We start from the raw sequence: 21,024 nt of genomic DNA on the forward strand, positions 1-21,024 counted from the left end.
GGTCCGGGCTTGCGGATCCGGTCCGGCTGACACAGTATGGAGTAACCCGTAACACCCTGAATGAGGGTTACTCAATCGTTCCGTGAAGGGAGCATGCGGTCACGCTCAAAAGCATTTTCGCACCCATCTGAATAGTGTCTGATCTGTCTGACCTGACCATGGAAGCACGATGCCACGCCATCAGCAGACGCACGTGAACGAAAACGCCGATCCCGCCGCTCACTTATTCCTCGGCCCGCCGCGCGAGTTCCCTTCAAGAAGCACCGTCCTCGACCTTTTCCGGGAACAGGTGGAGAACGCGCCGGACCGTCCCGCCGTTCGCTATCGCGACCTGACGATGAGCTACGCCGACCTCGACGCGGCGGCCAATGCGACCGCCCGCCGGCTGATCCGCGGCGGGGTGGAGAAACACCATTTGATCCCCGTTCTGGTGGCGGACGGACGCGAATTCCCGGCCGCGCTCTTCGGGGTGATGAAGACCGGCGCGGCGTTCGTGCCGCTCGATCCGGCCTGGCCCGCCGACCGGCTCAACGCGATCATGGCCGAGCTTTCGCCACCCGCCGTCGTGGTGTCCCCGGCGACCGAGGAGATCCTCGCCGGCCTGCGGGAAGCCGTCCCGGCGGTGGTCGCCGACTGCGCCGGGCCGGGCGAGGCCGAACCGCCGCCCGACGAGCGCCGGCCCGGTCCCGCCGACCTGATCTACGGGTTCTACACCTCCGGCTCCACGGGCACGCCCAAGTGCGCGCTCAACCACCACCGCGGCCTGGTCAACCGGCTGACCACGATGTCGCGCCGGTTCGGCGACGGCGCCGGCCACGTGACGCTGCAGAACAGCCGGTCCACGTTCGACTCCTCGATGTGGCAGGTGCTGTGGCCGCTGACGTCCGGCGGGCAGGTCGTGCTGCCCGACCGCGACGGCATCCTCGACCTGGAGCAGACCGCGACGACCATCGGCCGGTACGGCGTCACGACCACCGACTTCGTGCCGTCGGTGCTGGCGGCGTTCGTGGCCCTGCTGGAGGAGCGCGACGACCTGCGCGCCGCCACGTCGGGCCTGCGCCGCATGCTGATCGGCGGCGAACCGGCCGGTCCCGCCGTGGTCCACCGGCTGCGCGCGCTGCTGCCGGGCCTCGCGGTCACCAACACCTTCGGGCCGACGGAGTGCTCGATCGGGTCGGTGTTCCACGACGTCACCGACGCCGACGCCGACCGGATCCCGATCGGCCTGCCCATCGACAACACCGCCGCGATCCTGCTCGACGGCGACCTGAACCCCGTCCCGCACGACACCCCCGGCGAGCTCTACCTCGGCGGCGAGTGCGTCGGCGCGGGCTACCTCGGCGACCCCGCGCGGACCGCCCGGACGTTCGTGCCCAACCCGTTCCCGCAGATCCCCGGCCCCCGGCTCTACCGGACCGGCGACCTCGCGCGGGCCGGCGACGACGGGCTGCTGCACTTCGCCGGCCGGATCGACGAGCAGGTCAAGCTCGGCGGGGTCCGGGTCGAGCTCGGCGACGTCGCCGCGGCCCTGGCCGGCCATCCGCTCGTCGGCGACGCCACGGCGGTCGTGCTCGGCGAGCCGCCCGACGCCACGCTGGTCAGCTGCGTCACGCCGCGCTCGCCCGGCGAGACGCCGTCGGCGGAGCAACTGCGCGGCTACGCGGCCGGGAAGCTCCCGGCCGAGCAGGTCCCGCACCGGATCGTGGTGCTCGACGAGCTCCCGCTCAACCACAACGGCAAGGCCGACCGCAAGGCGCTGGCCGCGCTCGTCGTCGCCGACGGCTCGGACGAGCCCGTGGAGCCGCCGTCCGGCCCCATGGAGGAGCTGGTCTGCGCGGCGTGGCGCGAGGTGCTCGAACGCGACCGGATCTCCGTGGTCGTGCCCTTCTCCGACTACGGAGGCACCTCGCTGCTGGCCTACCGGGTCGTCACCGCCGTCGGCGAACGGCTCGGCCGGCCCGTCCGGCCGCGCGACCTGCTCGCCGAGCCGACCGTGCGGGCCCAGGCCGCGCGGCTGGAGGGCGGCGTCGACGACGACAGCGCCGAGCTGGCCTACGTCCGGCAGGACCTGGCGTGGCGCCCGCCCCGCACGCTGCTGCTGACCGGCGCGACCGGGTTCATCGGCGCGCACGTCCTCGCGGAGCTGCTGACCCGCTCCACCGCCGAGGTCGTCTGCCTGGTCCGGTGCGCCGACCCCGACGAGGGCGCCCGGCGGCTTACCGGCGTCCTCGACCGATACGGCCTGACCTCCGCCTGGCGGCAGCTCCCCATGGCGATCACGTCGGGACGCGTCGAGGTCCTCCCCGGCGACCTGGCCGGGGACCTGCTCGGGCTGACCCAGCGGCGCTTCGACGCCCTCGCCTCGACGGTGTCGGGCATCGTCAACGCCGCCGGCGCGGTCAACTTCCTGTCCGGCTACCTCGACCACCGCCCGGCCAACGTGCTGGGCGTCCAGGAGCTCATCAAGCTCGCCACGGGCGGCGCCCGCCTGCACCTGCTGTCCACCCTGAGCATCTTCGCCCCCGCCGGGCGGAGCGGCCCGCCCATCACCGAAGACCGCATCCCGGTGCCCGACGAGGTCGCCGCCGACGGCTACAACCGATCGAAGTACGTCGCCGAGAGCCTCGTCGCCGAGGCGCACCGCCAGGGCGTCGCCTCGGTGGTCTACCGCCTCGGCGAGGTCTGGCCCCACCGCGAGACCGGCGTGCCCAACCCCGACTCGCTGGCCCACAACCTGCTGTACGCCTGCGCCCGCACGGGGTGCGTGTTCCCGACGGGGGCCGCCACCGACGTGACCCCGGTCGACGTGGTCGCCCGGTTCCTGGCCGGCGCCGCGACCGGCGAGGTCGACGTGCCCGACGGCGCGATGCACGTGTTGTGGCCGGTCGGGCTGCGCTTCGCCGACGCCTTCGACGTGCTCGCCGCGCGCTGCGGCCTCGACCGGGTCGGCTACGCGGAGTTCCGCGACCGGCTGGAGGCGGTCGCCGAGCCCGACGACAGGCTCACCGGGCTCCGCCTGCTGCTGCCGCCCCCGTCCGGCGACGGCGGCGCCGCTCCCGCTGAGTTCGACGAGATGTTCACCGACGGATCCCGGCACTTCGACATCCGGCGGTTCGACCGCCACGGGGCCGCGCTCGCCCGCCCGGAGACCGACGCGCTCGGGGCGCTCGACCGCTACCTCAGCTCGTTGTCCGACACCTCCGCCTTCGTCCCTCAAGAAAGGTAGGCGCAATGGAAGAGCAGTTCGCCGTGGTGATCAACCACGAGGAGCAGTACTCGATATGGCCGGTCGGCCGCGAGATCCCGAACGGCTGGCGCGAGGCCGGCTTCGAAGGCGGCAAGGACGAGTGCCTGGCGCACATCGCGAGCGTGTGGACGGATCTGCGTCCGCTGAGCGTCCGACGGTGAAGGAGGAGAAGGAGATCATGTCCACCCCCGAAGAGCGCAACGTCGGCGACATCAAGCGGGCCCTGCTGGAGCGCAAGGTCCGCCAGCGCGTGGCCGAGAAGGCCGAACGCGAGAAGATCGTCCCGGTGCCCCGCACCGGCAAGATGGCCATCGCCGAACAGCAGCGTTTCCTGTGGTTCCTGCACCAGATGGTGGCCGGCGCCCCCGTCTACAACGTCCCGTTCGCGATGCGGCTGCGCGGGCCGCTCGACGTGGACGCCCTCTCCGGGGCGCTGCGCGGCATCGTGACCCGCCACGAGAGCCTGCGCACCCGGTTCGGCGACGAGCACGGCGTGCCGTTCCAGACCGTCGACCCGCCGCCCGAGAACTGGGAACTGCCGGTCACCGAGGGGACCGAGGACGGGATCCAGGACTGGATCGACGGCCAGGTGCGCGAGGAGTTCGACCTGCGCAACCATCCGCCCTACCGGTTCGGCCTGCTGCGCCTGGGCCCCGACGACCACGTGTTGTCCATCGTCTGGCACCACATCGTCATCGACGGATGGTCGTCGCGCCAGTTCGCCGAGGAGCTGAGCACCCGCTACGCCGACCCCGGCGCGCAGTTCCCCGAGCTGACCCTGCACCCCGCCGACTTCGCGGCCTGGCAGCGGCTCTGGCTGCTCAGCGAGGAACCGGCCAAGCAGATCGAGTCCTGGCGCAGGGCGCTCGACGGGATGGAGCCGCTGGAGTGGCGCGGCGACCGGGAGCGCCCCTCGGCGCCGACCGGGGCCGGCCGCATCTACGAGGGCCGCCTGCCCGACGACCTCGCCCGCGGCATCCGCGACCTGGCCCAGTCCGAGAACGTCTCGCTGCTCGCCTTGACGATGACCGGCTACCAGATCGTGATCAACCGCTACACGGGCCAGGACGACATCGCGCTCGGCTCGGTCTTCTCCGGCCGGACCCGCTCGGAGACCGAACCCATGATGGGCTTCTTCGCCAACACGGTGGCGGTCCGCGGGAACCTCGCGGGCAACCCGGTCTTCCGCGACCTGGTGCACGTCACCAACGACACCGTGCTCGACGCGATGGCCCGCCAGGACATGCCGTTCGGCCGGATGATCGAGGAGCTCAGCCCCGAGCGGGTGCCGGGACGCAACCCACTGGTCGCCCACCTGTTCACCCTGCTGCCCGAGCCGATGATCGCGCGCTGGGAGTTCCAGGGCCTGGACGTCGAGATGCTCACCCCGCAGCCCGAGACGACCCGGTTCGACCTGACCTTCCAGATCAACGACCTGCCCGACGGCGGGCTCGGCGTGTGGATCGAGTACTCCTCCGAGCTGTTCGACCACGAACGGGTCGAGGGCCTCGTCGAGCACTTCACCACGGTCATGGCCGACGCGCTGTCGCGGCCGGGCGCCCGGATCGACGAGCTCGACATCATGTCCGACGAGGAGTACCTGCGGGTGCTCACCGCCTGGAACCCCGAGCCCCGCGAGCGCGACGAGCGCCTGCTGCACGAGCTGGTCGCCGCGCGTGTGGCCGAGGCCCCCGACGCGGTCGCCATGCGCTTCGCCGGCGAGGACCTGACGTACGCGCAGCTCGACGAGCGGTCCAACCGCCTGGCGCAGGTGCTCGTCGAGGAGCACAAGGTGACGCCGGGGACCGTGGTCGGGGTGCTGGTGGAGCGCGGCTTCGACCTGCCGGCCGCCGAGCTCGGCGTGCTCAAGGCGGGCGGCGCGTGGTTGCCGCTCGACCCGCAGTACCCGCCCGACCGGCTGGCCTACCAGCTCGGCGACGCCGAGGTGCCGGTGGTCGTGACCACCTCCGACCTCGCCGACCGGGTGCCCTCGGAGGTGGCCCGCGTCCTGCTGGACACCGACGCGCTCGACGGCCGGCCCGGCATGCCGCCGTCGGTGACCGTGTCGCACGAGGACACCGCCTACGTCATCTACACCTCGGGCTCGACCGGCACGCCCAAGGGCGTCATGGTGCCCCACCGCGCGGTGGTCAACTTCTGCACCGCCTTCCAGCGCATGTTCCAGGTCACGTCCGACGACCGGATTCTGCAGTTCTCCAACCCCGCCTTCGACGTGAGCGTCTCGGACGTCTTCTCGACGCTGACCGCCGGCGGCACCATCGTCGGCGCGCCGCGCGCCGAGCTGCTCGACCCCGATTCGCTCCAGGACCTGCTGGCCCGCGAACGGGTCACGATGGTGGACATCCCGCCCGCCGTGCTCGGGCTGCTCGACCCGTCGAACCTCGACGACCTGCGGGTCTGCTTCATCGGCATGGAGCCCTTCGGCCCCGAGCTGGTCAACAAGTGGAGCCGGCCGGGCCGTGAGTTCCACAACGGCTACGGCCCGACCGAGGTCACGGTCACCTGCGTCGACTACCTGTGCCCGCCGGAGCCGATCGAGGGCACCCCGCCGATCGGGCGGGCGATGGACAACCAGCGCGCCTACGTCCTGGACAAGGGCCTGCGGCCGGTGCCGGTCGGCGTGCCCGGCGAGCTCTACATGGCGGGCGCGGGCCTGGCCGTCGGCTACCTCGGCCGGCCCGACCAGACCGCCGAGAGGTTCCGGCCCGACCCCTTCGCCAACCGCCCCGGCGAGCGCATGTACGCCACCGGCGACCTGGCCCGCTGGAACGCCGACGGCCAGCTGGAGTTCCTGGGCCGGGCCGACCGCCAGGTGAAGCTGCGCGGCCTGCGGGTGGAGCTCGGCGAGATCGAGCACGCCATCGAGGGCTTCGAGGGCGTGCGGCAGTGCGTCGTGACGGTGCGCGACCAGGGCACGCCCTCGGCGTGGCTGGCCGCCTACGTCGTCGGCGAGTTCGAACCGGACGCCCTGCGCGAGCACCTGGCCGGGCGGCTGCCCATGCACATGGTGCCCACCGACTACGTCGCGCTCGACCAGCTCCCGCTCACCTCCGCCGGGAAGATCGACCACCGGAAGCTGCCCGACCCCCGGCCCGAGGGCGGCGCGGGCAAGGTCGAGCTGACCACCGACACCGAGCGCCGCATCGCCGAGATCTGGACCGGCCTGCTGAGCCTGGAGCCCGGCAGCGTCGGCGCGCAGGACAACTTCTTCGTCCTGGGCGGCAACTCCCTGCAGGTGACCCAGATGATCTCCCGGGTGCGCGACGCCTTCCAGGTGACGCTCGACCCCCGGCGGCTGTTCAGCTACCCGCTGCTCAGCCAGTTCTCCGCCCAGGTCGACGACGCGCAGCGCGCGCTGCTCGGCGACGACGAGGTGGCGAAGCTGGAGGCGCAGGTCGCCGACCTGTCCGAGGAGGAACTCGACCGGCTGCTGAAAGAGCAGAGCTGATGGACGCCACCCTTGAGGAGAAACGGCAGGCGCTGCTGCGGGTCGAGCTGCGGCGCAGGCGGGAGGAGGCGCTCCGGCTGCCGCGTCCCGAACGGCGGCCGGAGTCCCCGCTGGTCCCGCTCGGCGGCATGGGCCTGGAGGAGCCGCCGCTGTTCCTGGTGCACGCCGCCGGCGGCTCGGTCGCGCCCTACGTCGCCCTGGCGGCGGTCCTGGGCCGCGACCGGCCGGTGTACGCCCTGGAGGACCCGGGCCTGCACGACGGCGTGCCCGGCGACCGGGACCTGGCCGAACTGGCGGCCGTCTACCTGGCCGAGGTCCGCGCGGTCCGGCCCTACGGGCCGCTGTACCTGGGCGGCTGGTCGGTCGGCGGGGCGGTGGCGCTGGAGATGGCCCGCCTCGACGGCGGGGCCGCGCTGACGTTCCTGCTCGACACCGGCGTCGCCGACGAGCCGTCGAGGCCCGGCGACGACGAACTGGCCGCGTGGTTCGACGCCGACCTCGCCGCGATGGGCGCGGAACTCGACGAGGCCGAACGGGCCCGGCGGTTCCCCGTGTTCGCGGCGAACGTCCGCGGGCTCCTGGCCTTCCGCCCCACGCGGGTGGAGGGCCGGGTGGTCCTGCTCTGCGCCGAGGACTGCGAACCGGCCAAGCTCGACCGGTGGCGGCCCTACGCCGACGACGTCCAGGTGGTGGCGGGCGACCACTACACCATGCTCCAGGCGGCGCGCGCCGAGGCGCTCGCCGCCGTGATGCGCGAGAGGTTCAGCGAGGTGAGTGTGCGATGACGCCGGTCTTCACGCCCGAACAGGAGGGCTTCCGGGAGAAGGTCTGCGCGCTGCTGTGCGAGGACGTGGTGCGCGCGGAGATCGCCCAGTCGCGGCGGACGCCGTACGGGGAGGAGAGCGGGCTGCTCGACGTCCACCGGCGGCTGGGCAAGCTCGGCTGGCTCGCGATCAACTGGCCGGAACGGTACGGCGGCTCGGGGGCCACGATCGTCGAGAAGGCGATCGTCACCGAGGAGATGATCCGCCACGGCATCCCCGAGAACGTGCACTCCCTGGGCGTCGACATCGTCGGCAACGCCATCAACCTGATGGGCACCGACGAGCAGAAGGAGCGCTACCTGCCGGGCCTGGCCCGCGGCGAGACCACGGCCAACGTGCTGTTCAGCGAGCCCGACGTCGGATCCGACCTGGGCTCCCTGGCCACCCGCGCCGAGCCCGACGGCGACGGCTACCGCCTGACGGGCCGGAAGATCTACAACATGAAGGCCCAGCACAGCGACTTCGCGCTGTGCGCGGCCCGCACCTCGACCGGCCCGGTCAACTACGCCGGGATCACGCTGTTCCTGGTCCCGCTGCACACCCTGGGCACCGTGATCGAGCCGGTGTGGAACCTGTCGGAGGAGCGCTTCGACCTGATCACGCTCGACGGCATCCGGATCGGCCGCGAGGACGTGCTCGGCGAGGTCGACGACGGCTGGCAGGTGCTGAACCGGGTGCTGCCGTTCGAGCGCACCGGGCTCGACCACTCCGCCAAGGCCGAACGCACGCTGGCCGCGCTGCGCGAGCACGCGCCGCCGGGGAGCGCGGAACGCCTGGCGCGCCTGGAGACCCGGGTGCGCGCGGCCCGGCTGCTGGCCTGGCGGTGCATCGCCAACCTGCACGAGGGGAAGCCCGACGAGATCCACTCGGCGACCGCCAAGTGGTACACGTCCGAGACGGCCAAGGAGGTGTCGGTGGCCGCGGTCGAGCTGCTCGGACCGCGGGCGCTGCTCGACGCGCGCGACCCCGACGCGATCGCCGACGGCGTCTTCGACGCCGCGTTCCGGGAGGCGCCCGGACTCACGCTCGCGCAGGGCTCCTCGGAGATCATGCTGTACTTCGTCGCCACATCGAAACTGGGGTTGCCGTCATGACCACCACGATCGCCGAGTTCTTCGAAGGAGACCTGGCCCCGCTGGTCCGGCGGATGGCCGACCGCCCGCGCGGCGAGGGCGGGGACACCGACGACGACCGCCGCGAGACCCGCGCGATGGTGTGGGAGGGCCTGACCGGCCTCGGCGCCCTCGACGACGGCGACGCCGTCGGCCTGGCCGAGCTGCTCGGATCGGTCCTCTACCAGGGCCCGCTCCTCGACACCCTGACCGCGCGCGAACTGTTCCCCGACGCCGATCTCGGCCCCGCCCCGGTGGCGCTCGCGGCGGGGTCCTATTCCGGCCAGGACGAGACGATCACCGCCCGGTGCGACTTCGTCGGGTTCGCGGACGAGGTCGAGCACTTCGCCGTCGTCGGCGGGGACCGGTCGGCGCTCGTCCGGGCCGGCCATCCGTCCATCACGACGCGGCGGCACGAGGAGACCGGCCGGGGCGAGCTCTACCGGGTCGACTTCACCGACACGCCCGTGACGACCTGGGCGGGCCCCGTCGACTGGGAGCCCGCGCGGGTGCGCCAGGCGGCCTACCTCGTGGGCCTGGCCCAGGCGGCGCTCGACCACGCCGTCGGCTACGCCAAGACCCGCCGCCAGTTCGGCCGCGCCATCGGCGCCAACCAGGCGTTGTCCTTCCGGCTCGCCGAGTTGTCGATGCGCGTCGACGCGGCCCGCCTGCTCGTCCACGATCGCGACGCCGCCGCGCACGCGGCGGGAACCCTGGCCGAGGCCGCCGACCTGGCCCGCACGGTCACCGTCCAGACCATGCAGATCCACGGTGCGGCGGGCATGCGGTCCGACGACGACGCGCAGCTCTACTACCGGAGGGCGGCGGCGGAGTCGGTCCGGCTCCCGCAGCCGCGGGGGTGACCGATGGACCTGGTGATCCAGAAGTACGGCGGCACATCACTGGGTGACGTGGACAAGATCAGTCACGTGGCGAAGCGCATCGCCGCCGCGCCCGGACCGGTGGTGGCCGTCGTCTCCGCGATGGGCGGCACCACCGACGCCATGCTGGGCCTGGCCCGCGAGCTCACCGACAACCCGCACGCCCGGGAACTGGACCTGCTGCTCAGCACCGGCGAGCAGGCCTCCGCCGCCGCGCTCGCCATGGCGCTGCACGAGCTGGGCGTGCCGGCCCGCTCGTTCAACGCCCGCGACGGCGGCATCGTCACCGACGGCGTGCACGGCTGCGCCAACATCGTGACCGTCCGGCCGGGACTGATCCGCGAGTGCGTCGAGACCGGCTACGTGCCCGTGGTGACCGGGTTCCAGGGCATCGCGGCCGGGAGCGGCGAGCTGACCACGCTCAGCCGGGGCGGCTCCGACACCACCGCCGTCGCCCTGGCGGCGGCGCTGCGGGCCGAGGCGTGCGAGATCTTCACCGACGTCGAGGGCGTCTTCACCGCCGACCCCCGGCACGTCGCCGACGCCCGCAAGCTCGACCGCCTCTCCTATGAGGACATGGCCGAACTGGCCGCCGGGGGAGCCGGCGTGCTCGCCCACTCCAGCGTCGAACTCGCCGGCGCCCACCGCGTGCCCGTCCACGTGCGGTCGAGCACGACCGACGGCACCGGGACGTGGGTGACCTCGGACCCGCCGGACGACCCGCCGGACGACGGGCGGTTCGCCGCCGTCGGCGTCGCCCACCGGACCGGACGGCTCCGCTGCCGGGTCGACGGGGTCGACCCGGCCGCGCTGACCACGATCGCCGCCGCCCTGGCCGAGCTCCCGGCGCCCGTCGACGTGCTCGACCACCTCGCCGCCGGGACCGGCTACTCCCTGCGGTTCACGGTGGACGCCGCCGACCGCGACCAGGTGGAGGAACTGCTCGCCGGCCTGCGCGCGGCCGGCGCCTGCGCCCGCTGCCACTGGTCGCCACCCATGGGGACGGTGTCGCTGGTCGGCCGGGGCTTCCGCCCGCACCACCCGCAGGTGCGCCTGCTCCCCGACACGCTCCGATCCTGCGGCGTCAGGGTGCGGGACCTGACGGTTCGCCCCCGGCGCATCTCCGTCACCTGCGCGGAGCCCGACGTCCTCACGGCGGTGACACGACTGCACGGCCTGTTTCTGACCCCCGGCTGAACCGAAAGGCATGGGCATGAACCTGGCGACGCACGAGACCGGCACGACCCGATCCGGGCGGTTCTGGCCGCTCGCCGTCATCTGCGGCACCCAGTTCCTGATCGCGGTCGACTACTCGATCATCAACGTGGCCGCCCCGAGCATCCGCGAGGGCATGGACTTCGGTCCGGGCGGCGGCGTCGCGTGGGTGCTGTCGGCCTACCCGCTCACCTTCTGCGGCTTCCTCCTCCTCGGGGGCAGGGTCGCCGACCTCTACGGCCGCAGGCGGGTGTTCGTCTGGGGCCTGGCCGCCTTCGGCCTGGCCTCGCTCCTCGCGGGCCTGGCCTGGTCGCCGGCCGCGCTCATCGCGGGCCGCGCCCTGCAGGGGGTGGCCGCGGCGTTCATCGCCCCGGCGGGCCTGGGACTGCTCCAGGCGACCGTCCCGGAGGGGCCGCAGCGCGAACGCGCGCTGGGCGTCTACGGGGCGGCGCTGTCGGCCGGCTTCGTCTCCGGCATGGTGCTCGGCGGGATCCTCACCGAGTACGCCGGATGGCGGTCGGTCTTCCTGATCAACGTGCCGCTCGTGGTGCTCTTCGGCGTCCTGGCCAGGATCCACCTGGGCGAGAGCCGTGACACGCACGCCTCCCGCCACCTGGACCTGGCGGGGGTCGTCCTGGCGGCCGCGGGCATGGTCGCCTTCGTGTTCGCCCTGACCGAGGGGGAGAGGTACGGCTGGACGTCGGCCCCGATCCTTTTGTCGGCCGCCGTCGCGGTCCCGGCCGTGGCCCTGTTCGTGTGGGTGGAGTCGCGCCGGCGCGAGGCGCTCGTGCCGATCTCGATCTTCCGGACCGCCGCCATCGGCCCGGCCAACCTGATCACCGTCCTGCTGATCTGCTCGTACGGCGGCATGCTCTTCATCCTCACGCTCTACCTGCAGACCCACCTCGGCCTGGGCGCGCTCGCGACCGGCCTGGCGTTCGCCGTCTCGGGGGCGGTCGCGGTCGTCACCGGGATCTACGCGGGCCGGCTCGTCGAGCGGTTCGGGCTGTACCGCGTGCTGCTGGCCGGGATCGTCGTCGAGACGATCGGCATCCTGGTCATGGTGGGCCTGCCGGACGACGGCGGGCTCGCGCTCGTGCTGGTCGGCACCTCGGTGAACGCCTTCGGCCACATCCTGGCCCTGATCACGACGAGCATCGCCGGCACGAACGGCGCGGAGGAGGGGCGCCGGGCCACGGCCGGGGCCCTGATCAACGTCTCGCAGCAGCTCGGGCTGGCCGTCGGGGTCGGCGTCGTGACCTCGGTGGCCGCCCACTTCGCCACCGGCGGCGAGGTGGCAGGCTGGCGCTGGGCCCTCTGGTGCTCGGTGGCGTTCGCGGCGGTGGCGGCCGTCGTGACGGTCCTGCTCCGGCGACGGCTCAAGGGGGAACCAGATATAGTGGGTTAAATGGTTACTCTGACCTCGCGTGTCAGGCCGCCCTGGGAGGACGCCCATTTCGTCGGCGGCCACCTGGCGCTCGACCTCACCAACACCGTCTTCGACCGGACGCTCCCGGCCGGAGAGGACGTCGAACTGCTCAGATCCCCCTCCGACGTGCTGAGCTGGTGCCTCTCGGCCGGGTTGTTCGACGAGGCGCCCGAGCCGCCCGCGAGTGGTCTCGTCACCGAGACGCGGACCGTCCGCGAGCAGGCGTGGGAGGTGTTCGACGCGATCGCGCGGGGCGCGGCCGTGCCGCCCGCCCCCTTCGGCGCGCTGCTGGAACGGGCCGGGAAGGGCCTGCGGGCCGGACGGGCCGACGCCGGCTGGGGTGCGCCCGGGGCGATCCCCGCCGCGCTCGCCCTCTCGGCCGTCGAGGCCGTTTTCACCCTGCCGCCCGGCCGGGTCAGGGCGTGTGGCCGGTGCGGCTGGTTGTTCCTCGACTCCTCGCGGGGCGGCCGCCGCCGCTGGTGCAGCATGAGCGTCTGCGGCAACCGGGAGAAGGCCCGCCGCCACCGCCGCGGCCTCACCGGTTGAGGAAGGCCGCGACCTCCTTCACGAACCCGTCGGGCTCCTCGGCGTGCACGCGGTGCCCGGCGTCGAGCACCACCCGCCGCCCGTCGGGCAGCGCCGCGGTGAACTCGGCCAGCGCCTCCTGCGGCACCAGTTCGCTGTACGCGCCCCCGACGACCAGCACCGGCATGGTCAGCTCGCCCAGCCGCGCCCACCACGCCGGGTCGACCTGGCGCACCCCCGCCCTGATCACGTCGACGACGGCCGGGTCGTGGTCGATCTCGTCGCCGGTCACGACGGTGGGCTCGATGATCTGCGGCTCGTGGGGCGCCGGGAACGAGTCCTCCAGCACCAGCCGCCGGACCAGCCCGGGGCGCTCCCGCGCCACCAGCAGGGCGACCCGCCCGCCCATCGAGTGGCCGACCATGTCGATCGTCGTGAGGCCCCGCGCGTCGAGGAACGCCAGGGTGTCGGCGGCCATCAGGTCGAGGCTGTAGTCGGCGTGGCGCGGGCTGGCGCCGTGGCCGCGCATGTCGGGGGCGATCCAGTGCCGCCCGAGGAACGGGGCGATCCGGTCCCACGTGCCGGAGGTACCGGTCAGCCCGTGGATCAGGACGACCGGGACGTCTCCCGGCGGCCCGCCTTCTTTCCAGGCCAGAGGTAGGGCATCCATGGGCGTCACCCTACGGCGTCGGGCACCGTGATCCAGGTGGCGCGGGCCCGCGCGACGACCTCGTCCGCCGACAGCAGAGCCGACGCGCTGAACGACTTGCGTCCGGACGACCCCAGCGGCCAGCCCACCGCCACCAGGCGCTCCCCGGCCGCCACCTCGCGGACGATCTCGGCCTCCAGCGTGCCCAGGAGGGCGATGACCTCGGTGCCCTGGGCGAACGGCGGATAGCCGACGCAGTCGAGCGCCGCCCAGAGGATCTCCGGCCGCACCACCCCGTTCTCCGTGACGGTCGCGTCGGGCTCGAACGGCGCGGCGCACACGTCGGCGTCGGGAAGCCGCCCCGGGGTGACCCGCAGGCCGTCGGCGCGGCCGTGCCCGCAGACGAAGCAGCCGGTCAGCATGTTCCGCACGCCGATCCACGGATGCCGCTCCCTGGCCTCGGCCGCCGCCGCGAGGCCGGGGCGGACCGGCGGGTCGGGGAACTCCGCGTCCGACGGCCCCGCCTCGGCGACCAGCACGCCGTCGTGCAGGACGCGGACGCCCGCCCCGTCGCGCACCACGTCGAGCGGGGTCTCCAGCGGCGGCGGCCGGCGCAGCGACACCCGCGCCGGGCCGTCGACGAACGCGGCGGCCAGCCCGGCGGCGTAACCGCCGTTGGCCGAGGCGGGCGGCCCGTTGAACCGGGCGCCGATGACGATCTGCTCTCCCACACCCCCAGTGAACCGCACCCCGGCCGCACGGAGAGGATGCGGGTATGGACACCGCCGACGTCTACCGCACCTTCGGCATCCGCGAGGCCCGGGGCGCGTACCGGGAGCTCGCCGCCGCGATCGCCGCCGACCGCGACCTGATCGCCCTCATCGACACGCTCCCGCCGGGGAAACGCCAGCCGAACCTGGTGCTGGCGGCGGTCCGGTACGAGGGCGGCCCGGAGACCGAGGAGGGCGGCTTCCGCGCGTGGGCCAGGGACCACTGGCCGCGCGTCGAGCGGACCGTGCTCGCCCGCCGCACCCAGACCAACGAGGCCGGCCGCTGCGCCAGCCTGTTACCCGTGCTCGCGCGGATCCCGGGGCCGCTGGCCCTCATCGAGGTCGGCGCCTCGGCCGGTCTCTGCCTCCAGCTCGACCGCTACCGGTACGCCTACGACGACCGCGAGCCCATCGGAACCGGCCCCGTGACCCTGACCTGCGCCACCGAGGGCGACCCGCCCCTTCCCGGCGCGGTCCCCGGCGTCGCCTGGCGGGCGGGGATCGACCTGTCCCCGGTCGACGTCACCGACCCCGAGGAGCGCCGCTGGCTCGAATGCCTCGTCTGGCCCGGCGAGCACGCCCGCCGCGACCGCCTGCGCGCCGCCTTGGCCCTGGCCGCCGCAAGCCCGCCCCGGCTGGTGCGCGGCGACGCCGCCGAGGCGCTGCCCGGCCTGGTCGAGGAGGCGAGGGCGCACGGCACCGTGGTCGTCTTCCACTCGGCGATGTTGCCCTACCTGACCCCCGAGGCGCGCGACCGGTTCGTCGACCTGGTCACCGGCCTGGGCGTGCGGTGGATCTCCAACGAGGGCGCCGTGCGCCTGCCCCGGCTGGCGATCCCCGACGGCGTGGTCCCGCACGACCGGCTGGCCTTCGTGACCGCCCTCGACGGCGTCCCGAAGGCGGTCACCGACCCGCACGGCTCCTGGTTGAGGTGGCTCTGAGGCGGGTCAGGCGCGGCGTTCGGTGAGCAGGGCCTCGATGCGGGCCAGGCGTTCGTCCAGCCGGGCGATGTCGGCCAGGGTCGCGTTCTCCTCCTCGGGCCGGAGCCGGACCACCACGGTCCCGCCCGGTTCGAGGGTCGCCTCGGCGACGTCCTCGACCCGGGTGCCGCCCTGGCGTTTGATCGCCACGTCGAGGTCGGCGTGCCGCAGGCCCAGGCGTCTCAGGTTGCGGTCGTCGTAGCGGCCGTCGTGGGCCAGCACCGTCGGCCTGCTCTCGAACAGCCGGGCCAGCCAGCCCCACTGGGCCGCCGCGCGGGTCAGCATCGCGTTCCCCGTCACCAGCACCACCGCGCCGATGATGCCGCCGAGCAGCGAGTTGTCGGGGCCGATGACGGCGTTCTGCACGACGTTCGACAGCAGCAGCATGACCACCAGGTCGAACGTGTTGAGCTGGGCCAGGTCCCGCTTCCCGACCAGCCGGAGCAGGACCACCACGCAGAGGTAGACGGCGACGGTCCGGACCACCTTGTCCCAGACCGGCACCCCGAGGGTGAGGATGTCGCTCATGCGACACGGTAACGCAGCCAGACCAGGCCCCCGCCGAACGTGTCGCTGTCGATGACCTGGAGCGAGCGCTGCGGCGGCGGGGCATCGCCCCACCAGTCGCGGGAGCCCACGCCCATGACCGGATGGACCAGCAGGCTGACCTCGTCGACCAGCCCCGCGGCCAGCAGCCGGCCGACGAGCCGCCCGCCGCTCGCCACCCGCACCACCTCGGCGCCCGGCCGCCGCCCGATCGCGCGCAGCGCCGCCGCCAGGTCGACCTGGTCGTCGCCGACGACGAGTTCGGGGACGTGGCGGCCGTGGGGGTGGGGCGGGGTCGCGTGGCAGCGCAGGGCGAGCACCTCCGACCAGTGGCCGGCGTCGCGGAGCTCCTCCCAGCGGGTGACCCGGGCCCGGCCGTCGACCACGGCCAGCAGCGGGCCGGGGTCGCGCGGGCCGGGGCCGTGGACGAGGGTGGGTTCCAGGGCCAGGACGGTGTCGGACCCGGCGAGGGTGACGTCCTCGTGCCAGGTGGTGCCGACGAGCTGGTGGAAGCGGACGCTGTCGAGGGGGAACCCGTCGGTCTTCCCGTCGAGCGAGACGCCCAGGTGGGCGACCACATAGGGCGTGTCGGCCGGCATGTCACCGAGCGTAGCCGAGGATAAACCGGTTGCCGGGGTCGGCTCGCGTGCCCACACTGACCTGATGCTGATCCGACGTGAGGCCCCGGGCGACGTGGCCGCGATCCGCGAGGTCGTGAGGCGGGCCTTCGCCAGACCGGACAACCCGGACCCGGTCGAGTCCCCGCTGGTCGACTGGCTGCGTGCCGACGAGGGCTGGATCCCGGCCCTGTCGATGGTCGCCGAGATCGACGGCGCGGTGGCCGGTCACGTGGTCTGCACCCGCGCCGACCTCGGCGGGACTCCCGCGCTCGGCCTCGGCCCGCTCGCGGTCGCGCCGGAGCGGCAGCGCCAGGGCGTCGGGCTGGCGCTGATGCACGCGGTCCTCGGGGCCGCCGACGCGCTCGGCGAGCCCGTCGTGGTGCTGCTGGGCAGCCCCGACTACTACACGCGGTACGGCTTCCGCGCCGCCTCCGACCTGGGGATCGTCTCTCCCGACCCGCAGTGGGGCCGGTATTTCCAGGCCCGGCCGCTGTCGGCGTACAAGGGGGAGAAGGGCCCGTTCGCCTACGCCGAGCCGTTCAGCCGGTTGTGAACGGCCGCAGCGCGGCCAGCTGCTGCTCGAACGGGATGAGCGGCTCCTCGGCGGGCCGTTTGGGCGGGGTGCGCGAGAGCAGGGCGGCCAGTTCGCCCGCCGCCCGGTCGACCCGGGAGGCCAGCCCGTCGCCCGAGGCGGCGCCCCAGTCCTCCGAGGCGGCGTAGACGGCCGTCGGCACGACGACCGCGCGCAGGTAGGTGAACATCGGCCGCAGCGCGTGCTCCAGCGCCAGCGAGTGGCGGGCGGTCCCGCCGGTCGCGGCGATCAGCACCGGAGTGCCCTGGAGCGCGGTGTTGTCGAGCACGTCGAAGAACGACTTGAACAGCCCGCTGTAGGACGCCGTGAAGATCGGCGTGACCGCGATCAGGCCGTCGGCCCGCTCCACCGTCTCCAGCGCCTCCTTCAGCGCGGGGGAGGGGAACCCGGTCACGAGGTTGTTGGCGATGTCGACGGCGAGGCCGCGCAGCTCGACGACGCGGATCTCGGTGTTCTCCGCAGGGCCGGCGAGGTGGCGGCCGGCGGCCTCGGCCAGGCGGTCGGCCAGCAGCCTGGTGGACGAGGGCTGGCTCAGCCCGGCCGAGACGACGGCGATGACGGTCATGGGGGTCTCCTAACCGGCGACGAGCGCGGCGTCTCGCTTCTGCACGAGCGCGGCGTGGGTGGGGGCCTCGGCGACGCCCGGCTTGCGGCGGGCGGCGAACTCCTTGCGCAGCACCGGCACGACCTCCTCGCCGAGGATGTCGAGCTGCTCCAGCACCGTCTTCAGCGGCAGCCCGGCGTGGTCCATCAGGAACAGCTGGCGCTGGTAGTCGCCGAAGGACTCGCGGAAGGTCAGCGTGCGGTCGATGACCTGCTGCGGGCTGCCGACGGTCAGCGGCGTCTGCTCGGTGAAGTCCTCCAGCGACGGGCCGTTGCCGTAGACGGGGGCCTTGTCGAAGTAGGGGCGGAACTCGCGGACCGCGTCCTGGGAGTTCTTCCGCATGAACACCTGGCCGCCGAGGCCGACGATCGCCTGGTCGGGGGTGCCGTGCCCGTAGTAGGCGAACCGCGTGCGGTAGAGCTCGATCAGCCGGGCGAAGTGCTCCTTCGGCCAGAAGATGTTGTTGGCGAAGAAGCCGTCGCCGTAGTAGGCGGCCTGTTCGGCGATCTCGGGGCTGCGGATCGAGCCGTGCCACACGAACGGCGGCACGCCGTCGAGCGGCCGGGGCGTCGAGGTGAAGCCCTGGAGCGGGGTGCGGAAGTTGCCCTCCCAGTCGACGACGTCCTCGCGCCACAGGCGGTGGACCAGCGCGTAGTTCTCGATGGCCAGGGCGATGCCGTTGCGGATGTCCTGCCCGAACCACGGGTAGACCGGGCCGGTGTTGCCGCGGCCCATCATCAGGTCGACCCGGCCGTCGGCCAGGTGCTGCAGCATCGCGTAGTCCTCGGCGATCTTCACCGGGTCGTTGGTGGTGATCAGCGTGGTGGACGTCGAGAGGATGAGCCGGTCGGTCTTGGCGGCGACGTACCCGAGCATCGTGGTCGGCGACGAGGGCACGAACGGCGGGTTGTGGTGCTCGCCCATGGCGAAGACGTCGAGCCCGACCTCCTCGGCCTTGAGCGCGATCGTCACCATGGCCTTGATGCGCTCGGCCTCGGTGGGGGTGGTGCCGTTCGTCGGGTCCGTGGTGACGTCACCTACGGTGAAGATCCCGAACTGCATCTCTGCTCATCCTCCTCGGTCTCGTGTTACGGCCGCTGTAGCGTGGTCCGGCACCAACTTATTCCGCGCCGCAAGTATCTCTGTCATGGGAGGCTGTGCCAATGCGACGTACCGGACAGACCTTGATTTTCGACGCGGATGACACCTTGTGGGAGAACAACGTCTTCTTCGAGCGGGTGATCGACGACTTCCTCGACTGGGCCGCCCATCCGACGCTCGACCGGGTCCAGATCCGGCAGATCCTGAACGACATCGAGCGGGCCAACGCCGTCACCCACGGCTACGGCAGCCGGGTCTTCCTGCGCAACCTGCACGAGACCTTCGAACGGCTCCAGGAGCGGCCCGCCTCCCTCGCGGAACGGGAGCGCATCGACGCTCTGGCGGGCCGGCTGATCCGGGGCGAGGTCGACCTGATCCCCGGCGTCGCCGACACCCTGGCCGACCTGGCCTCGCGGCACGAGTTGTTCCTGCTGACCAAGGGCGACCCCGAGGAGCAGCAGCGCAAGATCGACGCCTCGGGGCTGGCGACGTGGTTCCGCAAGACCCACATCGTGCGGGAGAAGGACGCCGAGGTCTACCGGCGGCTGGCGGCCGACTCGGGCTTCTCCGTCGACCGCACCTGGATGATCGGCAACTCCCCGAAGTCGGACATCCGGCCGGCCCGCCAGGCCGGGATGGGCGCCGTGTTCATCCCCCACGAGCACACCTGGGTGCTGGAGCACGCCGAGCTCGACCCGCTCGACGACGGTGTGCTGACCCTGGGACGGTTCACCGAACTCGTGGACCATTTCTGAGCCCCTGGTGATCCGTTGGTGGGGCATAGTGCGGCAAACTTAGGCCTATGGTGCATCAGCGAGCTGGGCAGCCCGCGCTGCCGACCGACCTGGTCGACGTCCCCCGCCTTCTGACCAGCTACTACGCGCTGCGCCCCGACGTGGAGCAGCCCGCTCAGCGGGTCGCCTTCGGCACCTCGGGCCACCGGGGTTCGTCGCTGAACACGGCCTTCAACGAGGACCACATCCTGGCCACCACCCAGGCCATCTGCGAATACCGCCGCGCGCAGGGCGTCGACGGCCCGCTGTTCCTCGGCATCGACACCCACGCGCTCTCGGAGCCCGCGCGGGTGTCGGCGCTGGAGGTGCTGGCGGCCAACGAGGTGCGGGTGCTCATCGACGTGCACGACGGCTTCACCCCCACCCCGTCGATCTCGCACGCCATCCTGACCCACAACCGGGGCAAGACCTCGGGCCTGGCCGACGGCATCGTCGTCACCCCGTCGCACAACCCCCCGCAGGACGGCGGCTTCAAGTACAACCCGCCCAACGGCGGCCCCGCCGACACCGACGCGACCGGCTGGATCCAGAACCGCGCCAACGAGCTGATCGCCGGCGGGCTGAAGGAGGTCCGCCGCATCCCGTTCGAGCGCGCCCTGAAGGCCGACACCACCGGGCGCTACGACTTCATGGGCTCCTACGTCGCCGACCTGCCCTCGGTCGTCGACCTCGACGCGATCAGGGCCGCGGGCGTCCGGATCGGGGCCGACCCGCTGGGCGGCGCGAGCGTCGCCTACTGGGGCGAGATCGCCGACCGGCACCACCTCGACCTCACGGTCGTCAACCCGCTGACCGACCCGACGTGGCGTTTCATGACGCTCGACTGGGACGGCAAGATCCGCATGGACTGCTCCTCGCCGTACGCGATGGCCTCGCTGATCGCGTCCAAGGACGGCTACGACATCGCCACGGGCAACGACGCCGACAGCGACCGCCACGGCGTCGTCACCCCCGACGGCGGCCTGCTGAACCCCAACCACTACCTGGCCGTCGCCATCTCCTACCTGTACGCCCACCGCGACGGCTGGCGGGCCGACGCGGGCGTCGGCAAGACCCTGGTCAGCAGCAGCATGATCGACCGTGTGGTGGCCGGGCTGGGCCGCCGCCTGGTCGAGGTCCCGGTGGGCTTCAAGTGGTTCGTCCCCGGCCTGCTCGACGGCTCGCTCGGCTTCGGCGGCGAGGAGAGCGCGGGCGCGTCCTTCCTGCGCCGCGACGGCCGGGTCTGGACCACCGACAAGGACGGCATCATCCTGGCGCTGCTCGCCTCCGAGATCACCGCCGTCACGGGCAAGTCACCCAGCGCCCACTACCGCGACCTGACCGACCGCTTCGGCGACCCCGCCTACGCCCGGGTCGACGCCCCCGCCTCGCGGGAGGAGAAGGCGATCCTGGCCAGGCTCTCGCCCGGCCAGGTGACGGCCGGCAGCCTGGCGGGCGAGCCGATCACCAATGTGCTCACCCACGCCCCCGGCAACGGCGCGGCGCTGGGCGGCCTGAAGGTCGAGACGGCCAGCGCGTGGTTCGCGGCCCGGCCGTCGGGCACCGAGGACGTCTACAAGATCTACGCCGAGTCGTTCCTCGGGCCGGAGCACCTGGCCCAGGTTCAGCAGGAGGCAAAGAGTGTGGTCTCGGCCGCACTCACCGCCTGAAAATCCCCCTAAAGGCC

19 protein-coding genes are annotated in these 21,024 nt (G+C 72.9%); 13 read left to right on the forward strand and 6 right to left on the reverse strand.

Annotation, left to right across the window (positions count from 1 at the left end; genetic code table 11):
- Positions 1-289 precede the first annotated feature (289 nt).
- The 9 genes from QSK34_RS07030 to QSK34_RS07070 are packed head-to-tail and all read left to right on the forward strand — an operon-like array spanning position 290 to position 12,723.
- Positions 290-3,226 (forward strand): non-ribosomal peptide synthetase, encoded by a 2,937-nt coding sequence (locus QSK34_RS07030; RefSeq protein WP_285581192.1) that lies wholly within the window; start codon positions 290-292, stop codon positions 3,224-3,226.
- Between the two features lie 5 nt (positions 3,227-3,231).
- A complete protein-coding gene (locus tag QSK34_RS07035; RefSeq protein WP_285581194.1) occupies positions 3,232-3,408 on the forward strand; it encodes an MbtH family protein in 177 nt (58 codons plus the stop codon).
- Positions 3,405-6,716 carry a non-ribosomal peptide synthetase gene (locus QSK34_RS07040; RefSeq protein ID WP_285581196.1) on the forward strand — a complete coding sequence of 1,104 codons (3,312 nt, stop codon included), beginning with the start codon at positions 3,405-3,407 and terminating at the stop codon, positions 6,714-6,716. The genes QSK34_RS07035 and QSK34_RS07040 overlap by 4 nt, the downstream gene beginning before the upstream one ends.
- A complete protein-coding gene (locus tag QSK34_RS07045; RefSeq protein ID WP_285581198.1) occupies positions 6,716-7,501 on the forward strand; it encodes an alpha/beta fold hydrolase in 786 nt (261 codons plus the stop codon). Before QSK34_RS07040 ends, QSK34_RS07045 begins: the two co-directional genes overlap by 1 nt.
- Complete coding sequence (locus QSK34_RS07050; protein ID WP_285581200.1) at positions 7,498-8,634, forward strand: acyl-CoA dehydrogenase family protein; 1,137 nt, start codon at positions 7,498-7,500, stop codon at positions 8,632-8,634. Before QSK34_RS07045 ends, QSK34_RS07050 begins: the two co-directional genes overlap by 4 nt.
- A complete protein-coding gene (locus QSK34_RS07055; RefSeq protein WP_285581202.1) occupies positions 8,631-9,515 on the forward strand; it encodes an acyl-CoA dehydrogenase family protein in 885 nt (294 codons plus the stop codon). Before QSK34_RS07050 ends, QSK34_RS07055 begins: the two co-directional genes overlap by 4 nt.
- A 3-nt stretch (positions 9,516-9,518) precedes the next feature.
- Positions 9,519-10,730, forward strand: a complete 1,212-nt coding sequence (locus QSK34_RS07060; protein WP_285581204.1) for an aspartate kinase — start codon at positions 9,519-9,521, stop codon at positions 10,728-10,730.
- Between the two features lie 16 nt (positions 10,731-10,746).
- Entirely contained in the window at positions 10,747-12,156 is a 1,410-nt protein-coding gene (locus QSK34_RS07065; protein ID WP_285581207.1) for an MFS transporter, read from the forward strand.
- Entirely contained in the window at positions 12,157-12,723 is a 567-nt protein-coding gene (locus QSK34_RS07070) for a CGNR zinc finger domain-containing protein (RefSeq protein WP_285581209.1), read from the forward strand.
- Here the strand turns inward: QSK34_RS07070 and QSK34_RS07075 are convergent.
- A complete protein-coding gene (locus tag QSK34_RS07075; RefSeq protein WP_285581211.1) occupies positions 12,713-13,372 on the reverse strand; it encodes an alpha/beta fold hydrolase in 660 nt (219 codons plus the stop codon). The two genes, QSK34_RS07070 and QSK34_RS07075, sit on opposite strands and share 11 nt — an antisense overlap.
- 5 nt (positions 13,373-13,377) lie before the next feature.
- The gene (locus QSK34_RS07080) at positions 13,378-14,082 is read right to left on the reverse strand and encodes a hotdog fold domain-containing protein (protein WP_285581213.1); all 705 of its coding nucleotides are present in this window, start codon (positions 14,080-14,082) and stop codon (positions 13,378-13,380) included.
- Positions 14,083-14,126: 44 nt separating this feature from the next.
- Here QSK34_RS07080 and QSK34_RS07085 point away from each other — a divergent pair, with 44 nt between their 5' ends.
- Entirely contained in the window at positions 14,127-15,062 is a 936-nt protein-coding gene (locus tag QSK34_RS07085) for a DUF2332 domain-containing protein (RefSeq protein ID WP_285581215.1), read from the forward strand.
- Between the two features lie 6 nt (positions 15,063-15,068).
- Here QSK34_RS07085 and QSK34_RS07090 read toward each other — a convergent pair whose 3' ends face one another.
- Positions 15,069-15,629, reverse strand: a complete 561-nt coding sequence (locus QSK34_RS07090; RefSeq protein WP_285581217.1) for a DUF421 domain-containing protein — start codon at positions 15,627-15,629, stop codon at positions 15,069-15,071.
- A complete protein-coding gene (locus QSK34_RS07095; RefSeq protein WP_285581219.1) occupies positions 15,626-16,246 on the reverse strand; it encodes a dihydrofolate reductase family protein in 621 nt (206 codons plus the stop codon). The genes QSK34_RS07090 and QSK34_RS07095 overlap by 4 nt, the downstream gene beginning before the upstream one ends.
- Before the next feature lie 64 nt (positions 16,247-16,310).
- On the opposite strand from QSK34_RS07095, the gene QSK34_RS07100 reads away from it, so the two are divergent.
- On the forward strand, positions 16,311-16,820 hold the full coding sequence (locus QSK34_RS07100; protein WP_285581221.1) for a GNAT family N-acetyltransferase: 510 nt from the start codon (positions 16,311-16,313) through the stop codon (positions 16,818-16,820).
- Here the strand turns inward: QSK34_RS07100 and QSK34_RS07105 are convergent.
- On the reverse strand, positions 16,807-17,424 hold the full coding sequence (locus QSK34_RS07105; protein ID WP_030453452.1) for an FMN reductase: 618 nt from the start codon (positions 17,422-17,424) through the stop codon (positions 16,807-16,809). The genes QSK34_RS07100 and QSK34_RS07105 overlap by 14 nt on opposite strands.
- Before the next feature lie 9 nt (positions 17,425-17,433).
- Positions 17,434-18,525: an LLM class flavin-dependent oxidoreductase gene (locus QSK34_RS07110; RefSeq protein ID WP_285581224.1), complete on the reverse strand. Its 1,092-nt coding sequence runs from the start codon at positions 18,523-18,525 to the stop codon at positions 17,434-17,436.
- Positions 18,526-18,626: 101 nt separating this feature from the next.
- Here QSK34_RS07110 and QSK34_RS07115 point away from each other — a divergent pair, with 101 nt between their 5' ends.
- Both QSK34_RS07115 and pgm read left to right on the forward strand, forming a co-directional pair.
- On the forward strand, positions 18,627-19,319 hold the full coding sequence (locus tag QSK34_RS07115) for an HAD family hydrolase (protein ID WP_285581227.1): 693 nt from the start codon (positions 18,627-18,629) through the stop codon (positions 19,317-19,319).
- Between the two features lie 47 nt (positions 19,320-19,366).
- Positions 19,367-21,007 carry a phosphoglucomutase (alpha-D-glucose-1,6-bisphosphate-dependent) gene (gene pgm / locus QSK34_RS07120; protein WP_285581229.1) on the forward strand — a complete coding sequence of 547 codons (1,641 nt, stop codon included), beginning with the start codon at positions 19,367-19,369 and terminating at the stop codon, positions 21,005-21,007.
- The last annotated feature ends 17 nt before the right edge of the window (positions 21,008-21,024 follow it).

This window comes from Herbidospora sp. NBRC 101105 (assembly GCF_030269205.1).
Taxonomy (GTDB): Bacteria; Actinomycetota; Actinomycetes; order Streptosporangiales; family Streptosporangiaceae; genus Herbidospora; species Herbidospora solisilvae.

Excerpts from the sequence above, each read along its gene's own strand:
- QSK34_RS07035 (WP_285581194.1), top strand. The coding sequence starts at position 3,232 with ATGGAAGAGCAGTTCGCCGTGGTGATCAACCACGAGGAGCAGTACTCG.
- QSK34_RS07045 (WP_285581198.1), top strand. The coding sequence starts at position 6,716 with ATGGACGCCACCCTTGAGGAGAAACGGCAGGCGCTGCTGCGGGTCGAG.
- QSK34_RS07050 (WP_285581200.1), top strand. The coding sequence starts at position 7,498 with ATGACGCCGGTCTTCACGCCCGAACAGGAGGGCTTCCGGGAGAAGGTC.
- QSK34_RS07055 (WP_285581202.1), top strand. The coding sequence starts at position 8,631 with ATGACCACCACGATCGCCGAGTTCTTCGAAGGAGACCTGGCCCCGCTG.
- QSK34_RS07060 (WP_285581204.1), top strand. The coding sequence starts at position 9,519 with ATGGACCTGGTGATCCAGAAGTACGGCGGCACATCACTGGGTGACGTG.
- QSK34_RS07065 (WP_285581207.1), top strand. The coding sequence starts at position 10,747 with ATGAACCTGGCGACGCACGAGACCGGCACGACCCGATCCGGGCGGTTC.
- QSK34_RS07070 (WP_285581209.1), top strand. The coding sequence starts at position 12,157 with ATGGTTACTCTGACCTCGCGTGTCAGGCCGCCCTGGGAGGACGCCCAT.
- QSK34_RS07075 (WP_285581211.1), bottom strand. The coding sequence starts at position 13,372 with ATGGATGCCCTACCTCTGGCCTGGAAAGAAGGCGGGCCGCCGGGAGAC.
- QSK34_RS07085 (WP_285581215.1), top strand. The coding sequence starts at position 14,127 with ATGGACACCGCCGACGTCTACCGCACCTTCGGCATCCGCGAGGCCCGG.
- QSK34_RS07090 (WP_285581217.1), bottom strand. The coding sequence starts at position 15,629 with ATGAGCGACATCCTCACCCTCGGGGTGCCGGTCTGGGACAAGGTGGTC.
- QSK34_RS07095 (WP_285581219.1), bottom strand. The coding sequence starts at position 16,246 with ATGCCGGCCGACACGCCCTATGTGGTCGCCCACCTGGGCGTCTCGCTC.
- QSK34_RS07100 (WP_285581221.1), top strand. The coding sequence starts at position 16,311 with ATGCTGATCCGACGTGAGGCCCCGGGCGACGTGGCCGCGATCCGCGAG.
- QSK34_RS07105 (WP_030453452.1), bottom strand. The coding sequence starts at position 17,424 with ATGACCGTCATCGCCGTCGTCTCGGCCGGGCTGAGCCAGCCCTCGTCC.
- QSK34_RS07110 (WP_285581224.1), bottom strand. The coding sequence starts at position 18,525 with ATGCAGTTCGGGATCTTCACCGTAGGTGACGTCACCACGGACCCGACG.
- QSK34_RS07115 (WP_285581227.1), top strand. The coding sequence starts at position 18,627 with ATGCGACGTACCGGACAGACCTTGATTTTCGACGCGGATGACACCTTG.
- pgm (WP_285581229.1), top strand. The coding sequence starts at position 19,367 with ATGGTGCATCAGCGAGCTGGGCAGCCCGCGCTGCCGACCGACCTGGTC.